Source organism: Variovorax sp. P1_H12_2 (genome assembly GCF_056405335.1).
In genome coordinates this window covers 1-13,137 of sequence record NZ_JBFUCI010000157.1, presented here as the reverse complement: position 1 = coordinate 13,137, position 13,137 = coordinate 1, and the positions used below count along the sequence as shown (strand labels likewise).

Annotated in this window: 13 protein-coding genes; 1 reads left to right on the top strand and 12 read right to left on the bottom strand. The window is 68.3% G+C overall.

The window, feature by feature from the left end; translation table 11 throughout:
* A partial coding sequence (locus AC1D2K_RS17015; RefSeq protein ID WP_478090012.1) for a GAF domain-containing protein occupies positions 1–660 on the bottom strand: 660 nt, incomplete at its 3' end.
* A 150-nt stretch (positions 661–810) separates the two neighbouring features.
* On the opposite strand from AC1D2K_RS17015, the gene hmpA reads away from it, so the two are divergent.
* Positions 811–2,004 carry an NO-inducible flavohemoprotein gene (gene hmpA, locus AC1D2K_RS17010; protein WP_478090011.1) on the top strand — a complete coding sequence of 398 codons (1,194 nt, stop codon included), beginning with the start codon at positions 811–813 and terminating at the stop codon, positions 2,002–2,004.
* Here hmpA and AC1D2K_RS17005 read toward each other — a convergent pair.
* The 11 genes from AC1D2K_RS17005 to AC1D2K_RS16955 form a co-directional block, all read right to left on the bottom strand.
* Positions 1,968–2,615 (bottom strand): response regulator transcription factor, encoded by a 648-nt coding sequence (locus AC1D2K_RS17005; protein ID WP_478090010.1) that lies wholly within the window; start codon positions 2,613–2,615, stop codon positions 1,968–1,970. The two genes, hmpA and AC1D2K_RS17005, sit on opposite strands and share 37 nt — an antisense overlap.
* A gap of 4 nt (positions 2,616–2,619) precedes the next feature.
* The gene (locus tag AC1D2K_RS17000) at positions 2,620–4,419 is read right to left on the bottom strand and encodes a GAF domain-containing sensor histidine kinase (RefSeq protein ID WP_478090009.1); all 1,800 of its coding nucleotides are present in this window, start codon (positions 4,417–4,419) and stop codon (positions 2,620–2,622) included.
* Positions 4,420–4,698: 279 nt separating this feature from the next.
* Positions 4,699–5,478 (bottom strand): enoyl-CoA hydratase, encoded by a 780-nt coding sequence (locus tag AC1D2K_RS16995; protein ID WP_478090008.1) that lies wholly within the window; start codon positions 5,476–5,478, stop codon positions 4,699–4,701.
* Between the two features lie 48 nt (positions 5,479–5,526).
* Positions 5,527–6,237: an ABC transporter ATP-binding protein gene (locus AC1D2K_RS16990; RefSeq protein WP_478090013.1), complete on the bottom strand. Its 711-nt coding sequence runs from the start codon at positions 6,235–6,237 to the stop codon at positions 5,527–5,529.
* 8 nt (positions 6,238–6,245) lie between these two features.
* On the bottom strand, positions 6,246–7,055 hold the full coding sequence (locus tag AC1D2K_RS16985) for an ABC transporter ATP-binding protein (RefSeq protein ID WP_478090007.1): 810 nt from the start codon (positions 7,053–7,055) through the stop codon (positions 6,246–6,248).
* Between the two features lie 21 nt (positions 7,056–7,076).
* The gene (locus AC1D2K_RS16980) at positions 7,077–8,066 is read right to left on the bottom strand and encodes a branched-chain amino acid ABC transporter permease (protein WP_478090006.1); all 990 of its coding nucleotides are present in this window, start codon (positions 8,064–8,066) and stop codon (positions 7,077–7,079) included.
* A 23-nt stretch (positions 8,067–8,089) separates the two neighbouring features.
* Positions 8,090–9,004, bottom strand: coding sequence for a branched-chain amino acid ABC transporter permease (locus AC1D2K_RS16975; RefSeq protein WP_442283445.1), 915 nt, complete (start codon positions 9,002–9,004; stop codon positions 8,090–8,092).
* 60 nt (positions 9,005–9,064) lie between these two features.
* Positions 9,065–10,192 (bottom strand): ABC transporter substrate-binding protein, encoded by a 1,128-nt coding sequence (locus tag AC1D2K_RS16970; RefSeq protein WP_478090005.1) that lies wholly within the window; start codon positions 10,190–10,192, stop codon positions 9,065–9,067.
* Positions 10,193–10,256: 64 nt separating this feature from the next.
* Positions 10,257–10,862 carry a peroxidase-related enzyme gene (locus AC1D2K_RS16965; protein WP_478090004.1) on the bottom strand — a complete coding sequence of 202 codons (606 nt, stop codon included), beginning with the start codon at positions 10,860–10,862 and terminating at the stop codon, positions 10,257–10,259.
* A complete protein-coding gene (locus AC1D2K_RS16960; protein ID WP_478090003.1) occupies positions 10,859–11,374 on the bottom strand; it encodes a CMD domain-containing protein in 516 nt (171 codons plus the stop codon). Before AC1D2K_RS16960 ends, AC1D2K_RS16965 begins: the two co-directional genes overlap by 4 nt.
* A 47-nt stretch (positions 11,375–11,421) precedes the next feature.
* Positions 11,422–12,873 carry a SidA/IucD/PvdA family monooxygenase gene (locus tag AC1D2K_RS16955; RefSeq protein ID WP_478090002.1) on the bottom strand — a complete coding sequence of 484 codons (1,452 nt, stop codon included), beginning with the start codon at positions 12,871–12,873 and terminating at the stop codon, positions 11,422–11,424.
* Positions 12,874–13,137: the final 264 nt, after the last annotated feature.

Here is a 13,137-nt window from a genome sequence, read left to right as displayed (position 1 = left end):
GATCAGCACCGAGAGCTCGCTGCCGGCGACCAGCGCGATGTCGGCCAGCAGCCGGCGCATGGCCGCGCTGCGGCCGGTCAGTTCGCGCGCCCGCGGCGCGGCGGCGAGCCTGAAGCCTTCCGCGCGCAGGCTTTCCAGCGCCACGCGGTCCTCGAGCTGCTCGATGCGCCCGGCCACCGTGACGATGGCCGCCGCCAGGCTCGCGAACAGCTGCAGCGCCGCGAGGTCCCCGCGCGAGAAGCGGTCCGGCTGCAGCGCATCGAGCGTGAGCAGGCCCCAGATCCGCTGGTGGAGGTGGATCGGGCAGCCGACGCAGTCGTGCACGTCCAGGTCGCCGTGCACGCCCTCCACCAGGCCGTCGTACGGGTCCGGCAGCGGGCTGTCGGAGGGAAAGCGCAAGGGCCCGCCGGCGCCCAGCAGCGCCGCGAAGCGCGGGTGCTCGGCGATCCGGAAGCGACGGCCCAGCGTGTCGCGGCTCAGTCCGTCGACCGCGAGCGGAAGCAGGCTGCCGTCCTCCAGYCGCAGCAACGCGGCCGCATCGCAGGGCAGCAGCACGCGCAGGGACTGCAGCAGCCGGCGGTACAGCTCCTCGCCGGGCAGACCGGCGCCCATGTCCGCCACCAGGGGGGCGACCGCCTCGAGCAGCTTGTCAGCAGTCATTTGGACATGGCGAGAGGTCATAATGACTCGATTCTATCCAGGTCAAAAAGACAGCAACAGCGCCAAGTCCTTGATTTGCAAGGCCATCGGGCCTGGAACGGGGCTTGCAAGGAACACGGCATCCCATGTGAACCCCAAGGAGCCCCTCCCGTGCTGACCGCGCAACAAAAGTCCATCGTCACCGCCACCGTCCCGCTGCTCGAAACGGGAGGCGAGGCGCTGACGACCCACTTCTACCGGATCATGCTCGATGAGCATCCCGAAGTGCGGCCGCTCTTCAACCAGGCCCACCAGGCCAGCGGCGAACAGCCGCGCGCCCTGGCCAACGGCGTGCTGATGTACGCGAAGAACATCGATCGCCTCGAGGCGCTCGGCGAGCTCGCGGGCCAGATCGTCAACAAGCACGTCGCGCTGCAGGTGCTGCCCGAGCACTACCCGATCGTCGGCGCCTGCCTGCTTCGCGCGATCCGCGAAGTGCTTGGCGCCGAGATCGCCACCGACGAGGTGATCGCCGCCTGGGGCGCGGCCTACGGCCAGCTCGCCGACATCCTGATCGGTGCCGAGAAGCAGGCCTACGATGAGCGTGCCGAAGCGCCCGGCGGCTGGCGCGGCGCACGGCCCTTCGTGGTGGTGAAGAAGGAAGTCGAGAGCGAGGAGATCCTTTCGTTCTACCTGGCACCGGCCGACGGCCAGCCGATTCTCGATTTCAAGCCCGGCCAGTACATCGGGCTGCGGCTCGTGGTCGACGGCAACGAGATCCGGCGCAACTACTCGCTGTCCGCAGCGCCCAACGGCAAGACCTACCGCATCAGCGTCAAGCGCGAGACCGGCGGCCTGGCTTCCGGCCACCTGCACGACCAGGTCGGCGAAGGCAGCACGGTCGAGCTGTTCCCGCCGGCGGGGGCCTTCACGCTGGAACCGAGCGATCGGCCGCTGGTGCTGATCAGCGGCGGCGTGGGCATCACGCCGACACTGGCGATGCTCGAGGCCGCGCTGAAGACGACGCGCGCGGTGCACTTCATCCACTGCGCGCGCACCCGCGGCGTGCACGCCTTCCGCCAGGTCATCGATGCGCTCGCGCACAAGCATCCGCAGCTCGAGCGCTTCTATTGCTACGACGAAGTTCACGACACCCAGGTCGAAGCCGATGCACCGGATGCCGTGGGGCGCCTCGATGTGAACAAGCTCGCCCAGTGGCTGCCCGCGACGACGCGCGACGTCGATGCCTACTTCCTCGGACCGAAGCCGTTCATGCAGCAGGTGAAGACCGCCCTGCGCACGCTGGGCGTGCCGGACCGGCAGACGCGCTACGAGTTCTTCGGCCCGGCCTCGGCGCTCGAATAGCGGCGGCCTTCACCGTCGACACCGAGCCGCAACAGCTCGTTGATCGAGCCGACGCCCAGCTTCTCGAGGAGGCGGCTGCGGTGCTGCTCGACCGTCCGGTGGCTGATGGCCAGTTCCTTGGCGATCAGCTTGCTCGGCAAGCCCTGCAGGGCCAGGGTCATCACCTCGCGCTCGCGCGTGCTCAAGGCCTCGACCCGCTTCGCGACCCCCTGCTGCGCATCCCCGGCGGGCGCGCGGTGTGCCGCATTCCGCCTCAGCGCCTCGTCGATCGCATCGAGCAACTGCTGCTCGCGATACGGCTTCTGGACGAAATCCACCGCACCGTCCTTGACCGCCTTGACCGCCATCGCGATGTCGCCGTGGCCGCTGATGAAGACGATGGGGATGCGCGCCCCCATCGCGATCAGGCGCTCCTGCAGCGCCAGCCCGTTCATGCGCGCCATGCGCACGTCCAGCACCAGGCAGCCCGGGCGTTCGGGATCGAACACCTCGAGGAAATCCAGCGCCGAGCCGAAGGTCTCGGTCGGCAGGCCGACCGAACTCACGAGCTCCTGGACCGAATCGCGATAGCCTTCGTCGTCGTCGATGATGAATACGGTGGGTTCGGTCATGGCGTCAGTCTGCGGGTGGGGTGATGGGAAGGGTGAAGCGGAACAAGGCTCCGCCGCCGGGATTGTGCGAGGCCCACAGCGTGCCGCCGTGCGCCTCGATCAGCTTGCGGCAGATCGCCAGGCCGACGCCCAGGCCGCTGGACTTGGTCGAATAGAAGGACTCGAAGACCCGCTCCAGGTCGCCTTCGGCGATGCCGGCGCCGCTGTCCCCGACCTCCACCTGGACCTCGCCGCGCTCGTTCGGCGCGATGACGATGCCGATTTCCCTCGCGCTGCCGGAACCTGGAAGCGCGATCGCCTCCATCGCATTGCGAAGCAGGTTCAGCACCACCTGCTGCAGATGGATCTCGTCGACCACCACCACCGGCAATCCGTTCGCCGCCGCCGACCGGATGCGAATGTCGCGCAGCTCGCAGTCCATCTTCACCATGCCGATGCATTCGGCGATCGCCTGCTCGATGTCGATCGGCTTGGGGTCCAGCTCGTGCCGCTGCGCCATGCTGCGCATGCGCGTCACCACGTCGCCGGCGCGCGTCGCCTGGCCGACGACCTTGTCCAGCAGGTCCATCACCCGAGCCAGGTCGGGCGCCGGCTCGGACGCACGGCGGCGTGCGGCCAGCGCGTAGTTCTCGATCGCACCGAKCGGCTGMGTGATCTCGTGAGCCAGCGCCACGGACATTTCGCCCGCTGTGTGAACGCGCACCAGGTGGGCGAGGCGCTCGCGCCAATGCGCCGCCTCGACCTCCGCGGCGAGCTTGCGGCGCTCGGCGGCCTCGCGCGCCTGCAGGCTGCCGAAGACTTCGGCGAGCAGGCTGACGCCCGGCGTCAGCGCGTCGGGCCATTCGTTCGGGCGCTGCATGCTCGCGATCGAGAGGGCGCCGGAGACCCTGCCGGAGACCGAAATCGGAACCACCAGCAGGGAGCAGACGCCGGTGGCCGCCAGTGCCGCCCTGTCGGCCTCCGCCTCCCGCGGCAGATCGGCGATCCGGCCCAGCCGCACGATGCAGCCCGCGGCGACCCTGTCGCCCACCCAGGCAAGCACGGGCGTGTCCCCCAGGCCCAGCGGAGGCGCGAAGCCTTCCGCATGCCATTGCTGCGTGCCGCCGAATCGGGCCTCGCCGGCGACGCGCTGCCAGAGCGCGACCTGCTCGGCGCCCATGAACTGGCCGATCTGCCGCAGGCCGATGCCGATCGCAAGGTTCTCCTCGCCGGGCTCCGCCAGCACCAGGGAAGTCAGGATGCCGCTCGCGAGCCGCTCGAAGCCGATCGCGTTGTCGAGTTCCTCCTGCGCCCGCTTGCGCGCCAATGCGCTGCCGAACACCTCCGCCAGCAGCCGCATCCGGGTCAGCAGGGCCTCCGGCCAGACCCGCTCCTCGCGCACGCAGCCGAAGCTCAGCCCGCCGTGCAATTGCCCGCCGACCACGATCGGCATGGTGACGTGCGACTTGAGGCCGATGCTGCGATAGGTCTCCCGGTCGAGTGCCGCTTCCGGCGGCAGGTCGTCGAGGCGCGTGAACACGATCGGCTTGTTGGCCAGCGCCATCGCCAGGACCCAGGGGGTCGTCTCGCGTGCCGACAGGGCATGGGGCACCGGTTCGACGCCGTCGACCGCGAATGAATGGGTGACCTCGATCCGGCCGCTCAGCGAAGACACCCGGCTGAGGGTGGAGCGGTCGATCCCCAGCGCGGACACGATGCGCGCCAGTGCGTCCTGGATCGCCGCATCGATGCCTTGCGGCGRCAGCCCGACGAAGCTCCTCGAGAGATCCGACAGCAGGCGCTCGAAACGCAGCAGGTCATGCATGGAGACCTGGTCCCTCCCGGCATCGGAGGGGGTGGCGGGTTCAGCAGCGGATGGCATGCGGGCCCGCGCCATTGCCCATCGTCGTGCCCGTGCCGGCGCCGACGATGTTCAAGGATGTCCATACGACCCGGTGCATGACTGTGCCCCTATCTTGCAGATCGCCACGCATGCCTACCCTTCGCATTCGCCGTGCCGGCCGATCACCCGGCCGGCCTGCGGACGTCGTTGCGTGGCTGAAGACCCATCCCTTGCAGGCATTCTACGGAACGATGGCGTGGCTCAAGGCGATGAGCGCTTGTCGACGAAGGCCCGCATGTAGCGCTGCGGCTCCCCGGTCGCGAACGCGCTGGCGAACTCGTCCACACCGTGGCTGATCGACGTTTCCAGCGGCTCTTGCTGCCACTCGCGCAGCAGGCGCTTCTGCTGGCGCATCACCGCGGGCCCGTAGGAGGCGAACTGACGCGCCGTCCGGGCCACCTCTTCGTCGAGATCCTCGGGCGCGACCACGGCATCGACCAGCCCCCAGGACAGGGCGCGTGCCGCGTCGATGTTCTCGCCGGTCAGCAAGAGCCAGCTGGCGCGGGCGTTTCCGATCAGCCTGGGCAGCAGCGCGGCATGGATGATCGAGGGAATGCCGACCTTCACCTCCGGCATGCCGAAATGGGCCTGGCTGGAGGCGATCCGGAGGTCGCAGGCGAGCGCGAGCTCCAGGCCGCCGCCGAGGGCCCAGCCCGGAATCCGGGCGATGACCGGTGCCGGAAACTGCCGCACCGCTTCGCAAAGCTGCCTCAGCCGGTCGATGAACCCCTTGGCCGACACGACGTCCAGCCCGCCCATCTCCTTGATGTCGGCGCCGGCGACGAAGGCCTTGTCGCCGGTGCCGCGAAAGACGACCGCCCGCACCTTCGGATCGGCCGCGAGTTGGCGCAGCGCCTGGGTCAGGTCGGTGATGACCGGCGTGCTCAGGATGTTCAGCGACTTCGCTTCGCGGATCGTGACGGTGGCCACGCCTTGGGCGTCGATGGCGACGGCTGCATGCGGGAAGAGTGGATCTGGCATGGCGGGTCTTTCAGAGCTTCTCGAATCCGATGGCCCGGGGCAGGAAGGTCAACCCGCGTGGCCACCCAGATAGGCCGCGCTGACGCGCGCGTCCGTCGCCATGGTAGCCGCATCGCCACTCAGCACGATGCGGCCGCTGTCCATCACATAGGCGTGGTCGGCGACACGAAGTGCGGCGCGCGCGTTCTGTTCGACCAGCAGCACCGCCGTGCCTTCGGCGCGGATGTCGCGCACCAGCTCGAACACCTGCCGCACGACGATCGGCGCCAGGCCCATCGATGGCTCGTCCATCAGCAGCAACCGCGGCCGGCTCATGAGCGCGCGGGCGATGCACAGCATCTGCTGCTCGCCGCCGGACATCGAGCCGGCTTTCTGCGCGATGCGCTCCTTCAGGCGCGGAAAGCGCGTGAGCATGCGCTCGAGGTCGTGCGCGAACTCCGACGCGGGGCGCTTGCCGGCACCGAGCTTCAGGTTCTCGAGCACGGTCATGGCCGAGAAGATCTGCCGGCCTTCGGGCGCCTGGGCCAGGCCGCCGGCCACCACCTCGTGCGGCGGCCGGTTCGTGATGTCCCGGCCTTCGAACATCACCTGGCCCGACGTGACCTTGTAGACGCCCGAGAGCGCGCGCATCAGCGTGGTCTTGCCGACGCCGTTGCTGCCGAGCACGCTGACGATGCCGCTTGTCGGCACTTCGATCGACACGTCGTGCAGGATGGTCTGCTGTCCGATGCGGACCCCGAGATTGCTGACGCGCAGCAGCGCTTCGTTCATGCGGGTTCTCCCAATGGCACGGCGGCCGTCACGGCGGCCGGCGCGTCTTCCTCGACGTCGCTGCCAAGGTAGGCGTCGAGCACCTTCGGGTCTTGCGAGATCACGCCGGGCGGGCCGTCGGCGATCTTCTGGCCCGATGCCATCACCATCACGCGCTCGCACAGGTTCATGACGAAGCCCATGTCGTGCTCGACCAGCAGAATCGTCATGCCTTCGGCCGACAGGGCCCGCACGAAGCTGGCGAGCTCGGCGGTCTCGGTGTCGTTCAGGCCGGCCGCGGGTTCGTCGAGGATCAGCAGCGTCGGCTGCAGCGCGAGCGCCCGCGCGATCTCGAGGTACTTGCGCTTGCCGTAGGACAGATTGGCGGCCAGTTCGCCGGCCAGCGACTCGAGGCCGGTGCGCTCGAGCGCCTGCATGGTGAGGCGGCTGATGCGCTCGGAAATGGCGCGCCGCGCAAACAGGCTGTTCCACGGGCTGTGGCCCACGTGGCCGAGCGCGCCGATCGACACGTTGTCGAACACCGTCACGTTCGGCAGGATGCGCAGGTTCTGGAAGGTGCGCGCGATGCCCAGGCGCGCCACCTCGTGCGGCTTGCGCGCAGAGATCGAGCGCCCTTCGAAGCGCACGTCGCCGGAAGACAGGCGCGTGTAGCTGGTGATCAGGTCGAACAGCGTGGTCTTGCCCGCGCCGTTGGGGCCGATCAGGCCGACGCGTTCGCCCCTGGCGATGTGGCCGCTGAACTCGCCCACGGCGGTCAGGCCGCCGTAGTGCCGCGAGACGTTGTCGATGTCGAGAAGATGGGTCATGTCGTTTGCCTTGGCTCCCGCTCAGCGCCAGCCCAGCTGCCCGTTGGCGCGCCAGGCCGCGCCGAAGCGCTTGCGCACCAGTTCGATGGCCGAGACCTCGCCGAAGAGGCCCTTGGGCCGGAACATGATCGACAGGAACATCACCAGGCCGACGACGATCATGCGGAAGTCGCCGATCGGGCGCATCAGCTCGGGCAGGCCGATCAGCAGCACCGCACCGATGATGGCGCCGGGCACGCTGCCGAGGCCGCCGACCACGATCATCGAGATGATCAGGATCGACTCGGAAAAGCGGAAGTCGGCCGGCGACACGTAGCCGGTGCTGTGCGCCCACAGCGCACCGGCCACGCCGGCGAAGAAGCAGGAGAAGCCGAACACCTGGACCTTCAGCCGCACGACGTTCAGGCCCATGGCCTCGGCGCACTGGTCGTCTTCGCGCACGGCGCGCAGCGCATTGCCGAAGTACGAATGCGAGAGCCGGTGCACGACGGCCACGGTGGCCGCCAGGCACAGCGCCGTGACCAGATAGGCCGCCATGTCGCTGTTGGCCGGCAGGCCCGGCAGGTGCAGCGGCGGGATGCCGCTGATGCCCATCGGCCCGCGGGTGAAGCCGACCCAGTTGAGCAGCGTGACGTGGATGATCTCGCCGACGCCCAGCGTGGCGACCGCGAAGTAGATGCCGACCAGCCGCATCGTCGGCAGCGCCAGCAGGATGCCCGCGCAGGCCGTGACGATGCCGGCCACCGGCAGCGTCAGCCAGACCGGCCAGTGCAGCACCGTCCCCAGCAGCGCCGCGGTGTACGCGCCGATGCCATAGAAGGCCGCATGGCCGAGCGACAGCAGCCCGGTGGTGCCCGTGATGAGGTTGGCGCTGAGCGTCAGGATCGAGAACACGCAGATGGTGGTCGCGATGCGGAAGATGTAGCCGCCGCCGACCAGCAGGCCGAGCGCCGGCACCGCCAGCATCAGCACCGCCAGCAGCGCGAGCGTGAGGGTTCGGGAAGATTTCATGGAGAGAATGAGTGTGCCGGTGCTCAGGCGCGCTCGCGCCCGCCGCCGAACAGGCCGGTCGGGAAGAACACCAGCGTGATCAGCAAGAACAGGTAGGCGACCATGTCGCCCCAGCCCTGCGCGAAGAAGGTGGTGGTCAGCGCCTCGGCCATGCCGAGGATCAGCGCGCAGACGACCGCGCCGCCGATCGAGCTGAGCCCGCCCATCACCATCGCGACGAAGGCCTTCACGCCCGGCGTGAAGCCCATCGACGGAAAGATCGAGCCCTGGTACAGGCCGACCACGAGGCCGGCCACGGCGCCCATCATCGAGCCGATGACGAAGGTCGCGACGATGGTGCGCTCGGTGTTCAGGCCGACGTACATCGCGCCCATCGGATTGTTGGCCACGGCGCGGATCGACAGCCCGATGCGCGTGCGGAACAGCAGGAAGTACAGGCCCGCCAGCATGACGATCGACAGGCCGAAGATCACGAACTGGCCGCTGGAGAAGGAGATCGGGCCGATCTCGATCGGCGTCATCAGCAGATACGCCTGCGGAATCGTCTGCATGCTCGCCCCGAAGAACTTCTCGACCAGCTCGCGGATGACGATCGACAGCGCCAGCGACGACAGCAGCGTCGCCTCGCGGATCGCCTTCGACTTCAGCGAGGCTTCGTCCCGGAAGCGGCGGAACGGCCGGAAGGCGATGCGCTCCAGGCTGAAGCCCAGCGCCGCGCCCACGGCCAGCACGAACAGCAGCACCGCGAACAGCGGCGGCGCCGTGCTCGTGATGAACAGCAGGCCGGCGTAGGCGCCGAGCATGTAGATCTCGCCGTGGGCGAAGTTGACGACGTTGAGCACACCGAAGATCAGCGTGAAGCCGATCGCCATCAGTGCGTAGACGAGCCCGAGGCTCAGCCCGTTCGCGAGCTGCTGCACCAAGATTGCATCGAACATATTCTTCCTTGACGTGCGAGGCGCGGGAACCGCCCCGCCCTCCTCCTGCGGCCGATGGCTCTACTGGGCGACGACGGTGAAGGCGCCCGAGCGGACTTCCATGCGGGTCAGGCCCTTGGACGGTTCGCGCGTCTTCGGGTCGAAGGTGGTGTCGCCGGTGACGCCCGGGAAGCCCTTGGTGGCGGCGAGCGCGTCGCGCACCTTCTGGCGCGTCGGGTTCGGGCCTGCCGCAACGATGGCATCGAGCATGATGTTGGTGGCGTCGAAGGCCTGCGCCGCGAACATGCTGGGCTCGGCGCTGTAGTGCTTCTTGTAGTCGTCGACGAAGGCCTTGACCTTCGGCGCCGGGTTGCTCGCCACGAAGGTGGTCGGGAACTTCACGCCGTCCGCGCTCGGGCCGGCCAGCTCGATGAGCTTGGGCGCGTACATCGACGAGGCGCCGTAGGTCGGCGTCTTGACGCCGAGCTGCGTGCGCTGCTGCAGGAACGAGGCACCTTCCTCGTAGAACATGAACATCACGATTGCATCGGGCTTGTCGCGGCTCTGCTTGGTGATGATCGAGCGGAAGTCGCGGTTGCCCGGGTTGAAGAACTCGGTGCTCGTGATCTGCGTGCCCGCGGCCTTCGCGGCTTCGGTGAAGGCCTTCACGGCGCTCAGGCCCCAGTCGTTCTGGATCGCGACGACCGCGTACTTCTTCAGGCCGTTCTCGGCCAGCCACTTGGCGATGAAGGGCGACTCGATGTCCATCGTCGTGATGTTGCGAAACTGCCAGTCGCTGATCTTCAGGAAGTCGGGATGCGACGCGGTCTGCGACAGCTGCGGCAGCTTCTGCTGCGCATAGACCTGGCCGGCGGCCATCGACACGGTGGAGTTGAAGTCGCCCAGCACGCCCACGATGGCCGGGTCGTCGGCGAATTTCTTCGCGATGTTCACGCCTTCCTTGGCGTCGCTCTTGCTGTCCTCGAAGCGGATCTCGACCGTGCTGCCCTTGAGCTTGCCGGCCTTGTTGAAGTCTCCCAGCGCGAGATTGGCCGAGTTCTTGAACAGCGTGCCGTACTGCGAGTTGTCACCCGACAGCGGCAGCTGGTAGCCGATCACGATCTTGTTCTGCGCGAAAGCGGCCGACGCCGCCAGCGCGAGGCCGGCGGCCAGCAGGGCGGGCGCCGCCGTGCGGAGGATGGATTTCATGGAAGCTCCTGGAAAGAGGAAGAACGGGAGACGAGACAGGGGAAAGCGCTGGGGCTGCGGCGCGTCATGCGGGTGCCGCTTCGGCCGGCGCAGGAAAGATCGGCTCGCCGAGGTTCAGCATCAGGCGGTTGGCCCAGGCGAAGAGCGCCACCGAATGGACCAGGTCGAGCACTTCCAGGTCGCTCAGGCCCACGGCCTTGAGCGCCTGCACATGCTCGGCGGACAGCGCGTCGGGCCGCAGCGTGAGTTCGGCCGAGAACTGGACGATGGCCTTCTCGCGCGCGCTGGTGCCGGCGGTGGCCGGGTCCTCGAAGACCTGCTCGATCACGTCACGGCGCTTGGCCAGTTGCTCGAAGCGCTGCGCATGGACCGAGGTGCAGTACACGCAGCCGTTGATGCGCGATTCCACCGTGGCGCCGAGTTCGCGCTCTGCGCGCGGCATGCCGCCGGGCGCGAACATGATCGCGTTGAAGGCGATGGAGCGCTGCAGCAGGATTTCCGGCTGGTGCGCCAGCAGCAGGAAGTAGGCCGACTGCTTGGCCGTCGGGCTCATCTCGTCGAGCGCGGCGATCTGCTCGGGCGTGGCGCTTTCGAGCTGCACGGTGTCGAGCCAGGAGGCCCAATCGAGCACCTCGTTGGTGAAGCCGTTGATCTGGATGACGCCGCTCATTTCGCGCCCTCCGCGGCGGCCATCGCCTGCAGGCCTGCCACGACGCGCACCTGATAGGAGAGAAAGGCGACGAGCTGCGCCAGCGCGACGATGGCCGGCGTGCTCAGGCCGGCGCGGACCAGCGCCTGCACCGCATCGCGGTCGCCCTCGATCGGGCGCTCGATCAGCTTGGTGGTGAAGCCGAGGATGGTTTCGATGCGCGAATCGCCGAGCGCGGCGGTGCGGCCGGCACCGACGGCGTCGATCAGCGCGGGGTCGGCCTTCTCGGCGAGCAGGCGTTCGCGGTAGTGCGCGCTCAGGCTGGTCGACTTCGACAGGCGGCAGGCGTGAAAGGCGGTGAGCAGCCGCTCGACGACCGAGATGCCTTCGACCTCGGGCGTGAACATGCCTTCGTAGCTCGCCTGCGTGGCGGCCACCACCTTGGTGCGTTGGTGGCGCACGGCGTGCGTCGTCTGCGATGCCGCGAGCGGCACGGCGTGGTCGATCACGTCGACGGGGGAAGAAATTGTCATGTGGGGTCCTGGAGGGTTGAAACGTCGAAAATGAGAAAAGCGCGCGCTCAGGCGGCCACCCACTCGTCGCCGAGGAGTTCCGGATCGTCGTAGGCCTCGAGCCGCGCGAAGTGGTGCTCGAAGTCCTCACGGTAGAACAGGCTCGCGATGCCGTTCGCCAGCCGTCGTGCGCCGTCGCTGATGGCCGGGATATCGCCGGACACGGCGCCGTGCGAGAGTACCGCCGGGTAGCAGAAGCAATGGATGCGGTCCAGGCCGGGGCAGGCGCCCGTGGTCTTCTCCTGCAGTTCGAAGATCGGCCCGAGGTCGGGCGAGTCGGCCAGTTCCGGGTCGTCCTGGCCGGGCGCGTGGGTGAAGCGGTCCTTCCAGGCACGCACGTGCGGCGCGATGGCCGCGTACTCGGGGCGCACGCTCCAGTCGATGCGAAAGCCGGTCGACACGATCAGGAAGTCGAAGACGAACTCGCCCCTGGGCGTGCTCGCGCGCAGGGCCTGGCCGTCCGGCTCGACCGACAGGATCGGGCAGCCGAAGTTGAAGCGCGCGTTCGGATGACGCGACACGCGCAGCGTGCTGCCGTGCGGCGGCGGCACGTTCGATACGTTGATGTAGTGGCGCAGGCGCCATTTCAGTTCGTCGGGCAGGTCGAAGTGCCCGTGCGTCAGGCCCGGCACGCCGGCGCCCTTGGACTTGTTGATGCGCGGCAGGTCGTCGCGGCGGATCAGCAGGTCGACGCTCTTTGCGCCCGCTTCCAGTGCCGTCGCCGCGCTGTCCATGGCCGAGGAGCCGGCGCCGATCACGCCCACGCGCAGTCCTTCGAGGCGACCGTAGTCCATCACGTCGGAGGAATGTGCCCAGCGCGTGCGGTCGAGCGCCCGCACAAAGGCCGGAATGGCAGGGCCGCCGAGCCCGTCGCGGCCGGTGGCCAGCACCACGCGGCGCGCCAGCGTGCGCGATGCGCCGCCCGGCGTCTGCAGGTCAAGCAGCACCTTGCCGTCGGCACGCGGTGCGATGGCGGTGATGGCGGTGTCGTTGCGCACGTCGACCGACATCACGCGGCGGTACCAGCGCAGGTAGTCCATCCACTGCAGGCGCGGAATCTTGTCGAGCCGGGTCCAGGCGTCGGCACCGAACTGCGCCTCGAACCAGGCACGGAAGGTCAGTGCCGGCAGGCCGAGCGCCGGACCGGTGAGTTCCTTGGGCGAGCGCAGCGTCTCCATGCGCGCGGTACTCGCCCAGGGGCCTTCGAAGTCGCGCGGCGCGCGGTCGAAGACCACCGCGTGGATGCCCTGCTGGGCCAGCGCAGCCGCCGCGGCCAGGCCGGCCTGGCCCGCGCCGATGATGGCGACGTCGAGCACGGACAGGCCATCTTCGGCCGCTTGCTGCGGCATCCAGTCGCGTGCCGGCCAGCCCAGGCATTCGAGATCCTGGGCCAGGCGCTGCTCGAGCGCGGCCAGTCCGCCGGGTGCGGCCTGGGAATGGGAAAGAGAAGGGATGGTCATTGGATAAATATCGTATCCGGGCGATCAGTCGATGCCGATGTGAGCCGCCTTGGCGAGCTCGGCCCGGTTCGGCGGGAGATCAGTGATCAGTGAGCAGGTCATTCGGTTCTCAGCAGAAAAGAAAAGCGACACCTTGCAAAGGCAATGTCTATGCCAAGTAGTAAGTTATGAGCGGATGATGGGCGATTCGCAAATATAACTTTGCGCTATATTCATATAGCCTGGAAAATTATTCCAACCAAGCCCCGAGTGCCCATTGTGCGC

What these genes read in the sequence shown, in the direction of transcription:
- AC1D2K_RS17005 (WP_478090010.1), bottom strand. Translation starts at nt 2,615, where the DNA reads ATGACCGAACCCACCGTATTCATCATCGACGACGACGAAGGCTATCGC.
- AC1D2K_RS16965 (WP_478090004.1), bottom strand. Translation starts at nt 10,862, where the DNA reads ATGAGCGGCGTCATCCAGATCAACGGCTTCACCAACGAGGTGCTCGAT.
- AC1D2K_RS16970 (WP_478090005.1), bottom strand. Translation starts at nt 10,192, where the DNA reads ATGAAATCCATCCTCCGCACGGCGGCGCCCGCCCTGCTGGCCGCCGGC.
- AC1D2K_RS16955 (WP_478090002.1), bottom strand. Translation starts at nt 12,873, where the DNA reads ATGACCATCCCTTCTCTTTCCCATTCCCAGGCCGCACCCGGCGGACTG.
- AC1D2K_RS16960 (WP_478090003.1), bottom strand. Translation starts at nt 11,374, where the DNA reads ATGACAATTTCTTCCCCCGTCGACGTGATCGACCACGCCGTGCCGCTC.
- AC1D2K_RS16980 (WP_478090006.1), bottom strand. Translation starts at nt 8,066, where the DNA reads ATGAAATCTTCCCGAACCCTCACGCTCGCGCTGCTGGCGGTGCTGATG.
- AC1D2K_RS16995 (WP_478090008.1), bottom strand. Translation starts at nt 5,478, where the DNA reads ATGCCAGATCCACTCTTCCCGCATGCAGCCGTCGCCATCGACGCCCAA.
- AC1D2K_RS16975 (WP_442283445.1), bottom strand. Translation starts at nt 9,004, where the DNA reads ATGTTCGATGCAATCTTGGTGCAGCAGCTCGCGAACGGGCTGAGCCTC.
- AC1D2K_RS16985 (WP_478090007.1), bottom strand. Translation starts at nt 7,055, where the DNA reads ATGACCCATCTTCTCGACATCGACAACGTCTCGCGGCACTACGGCGGC.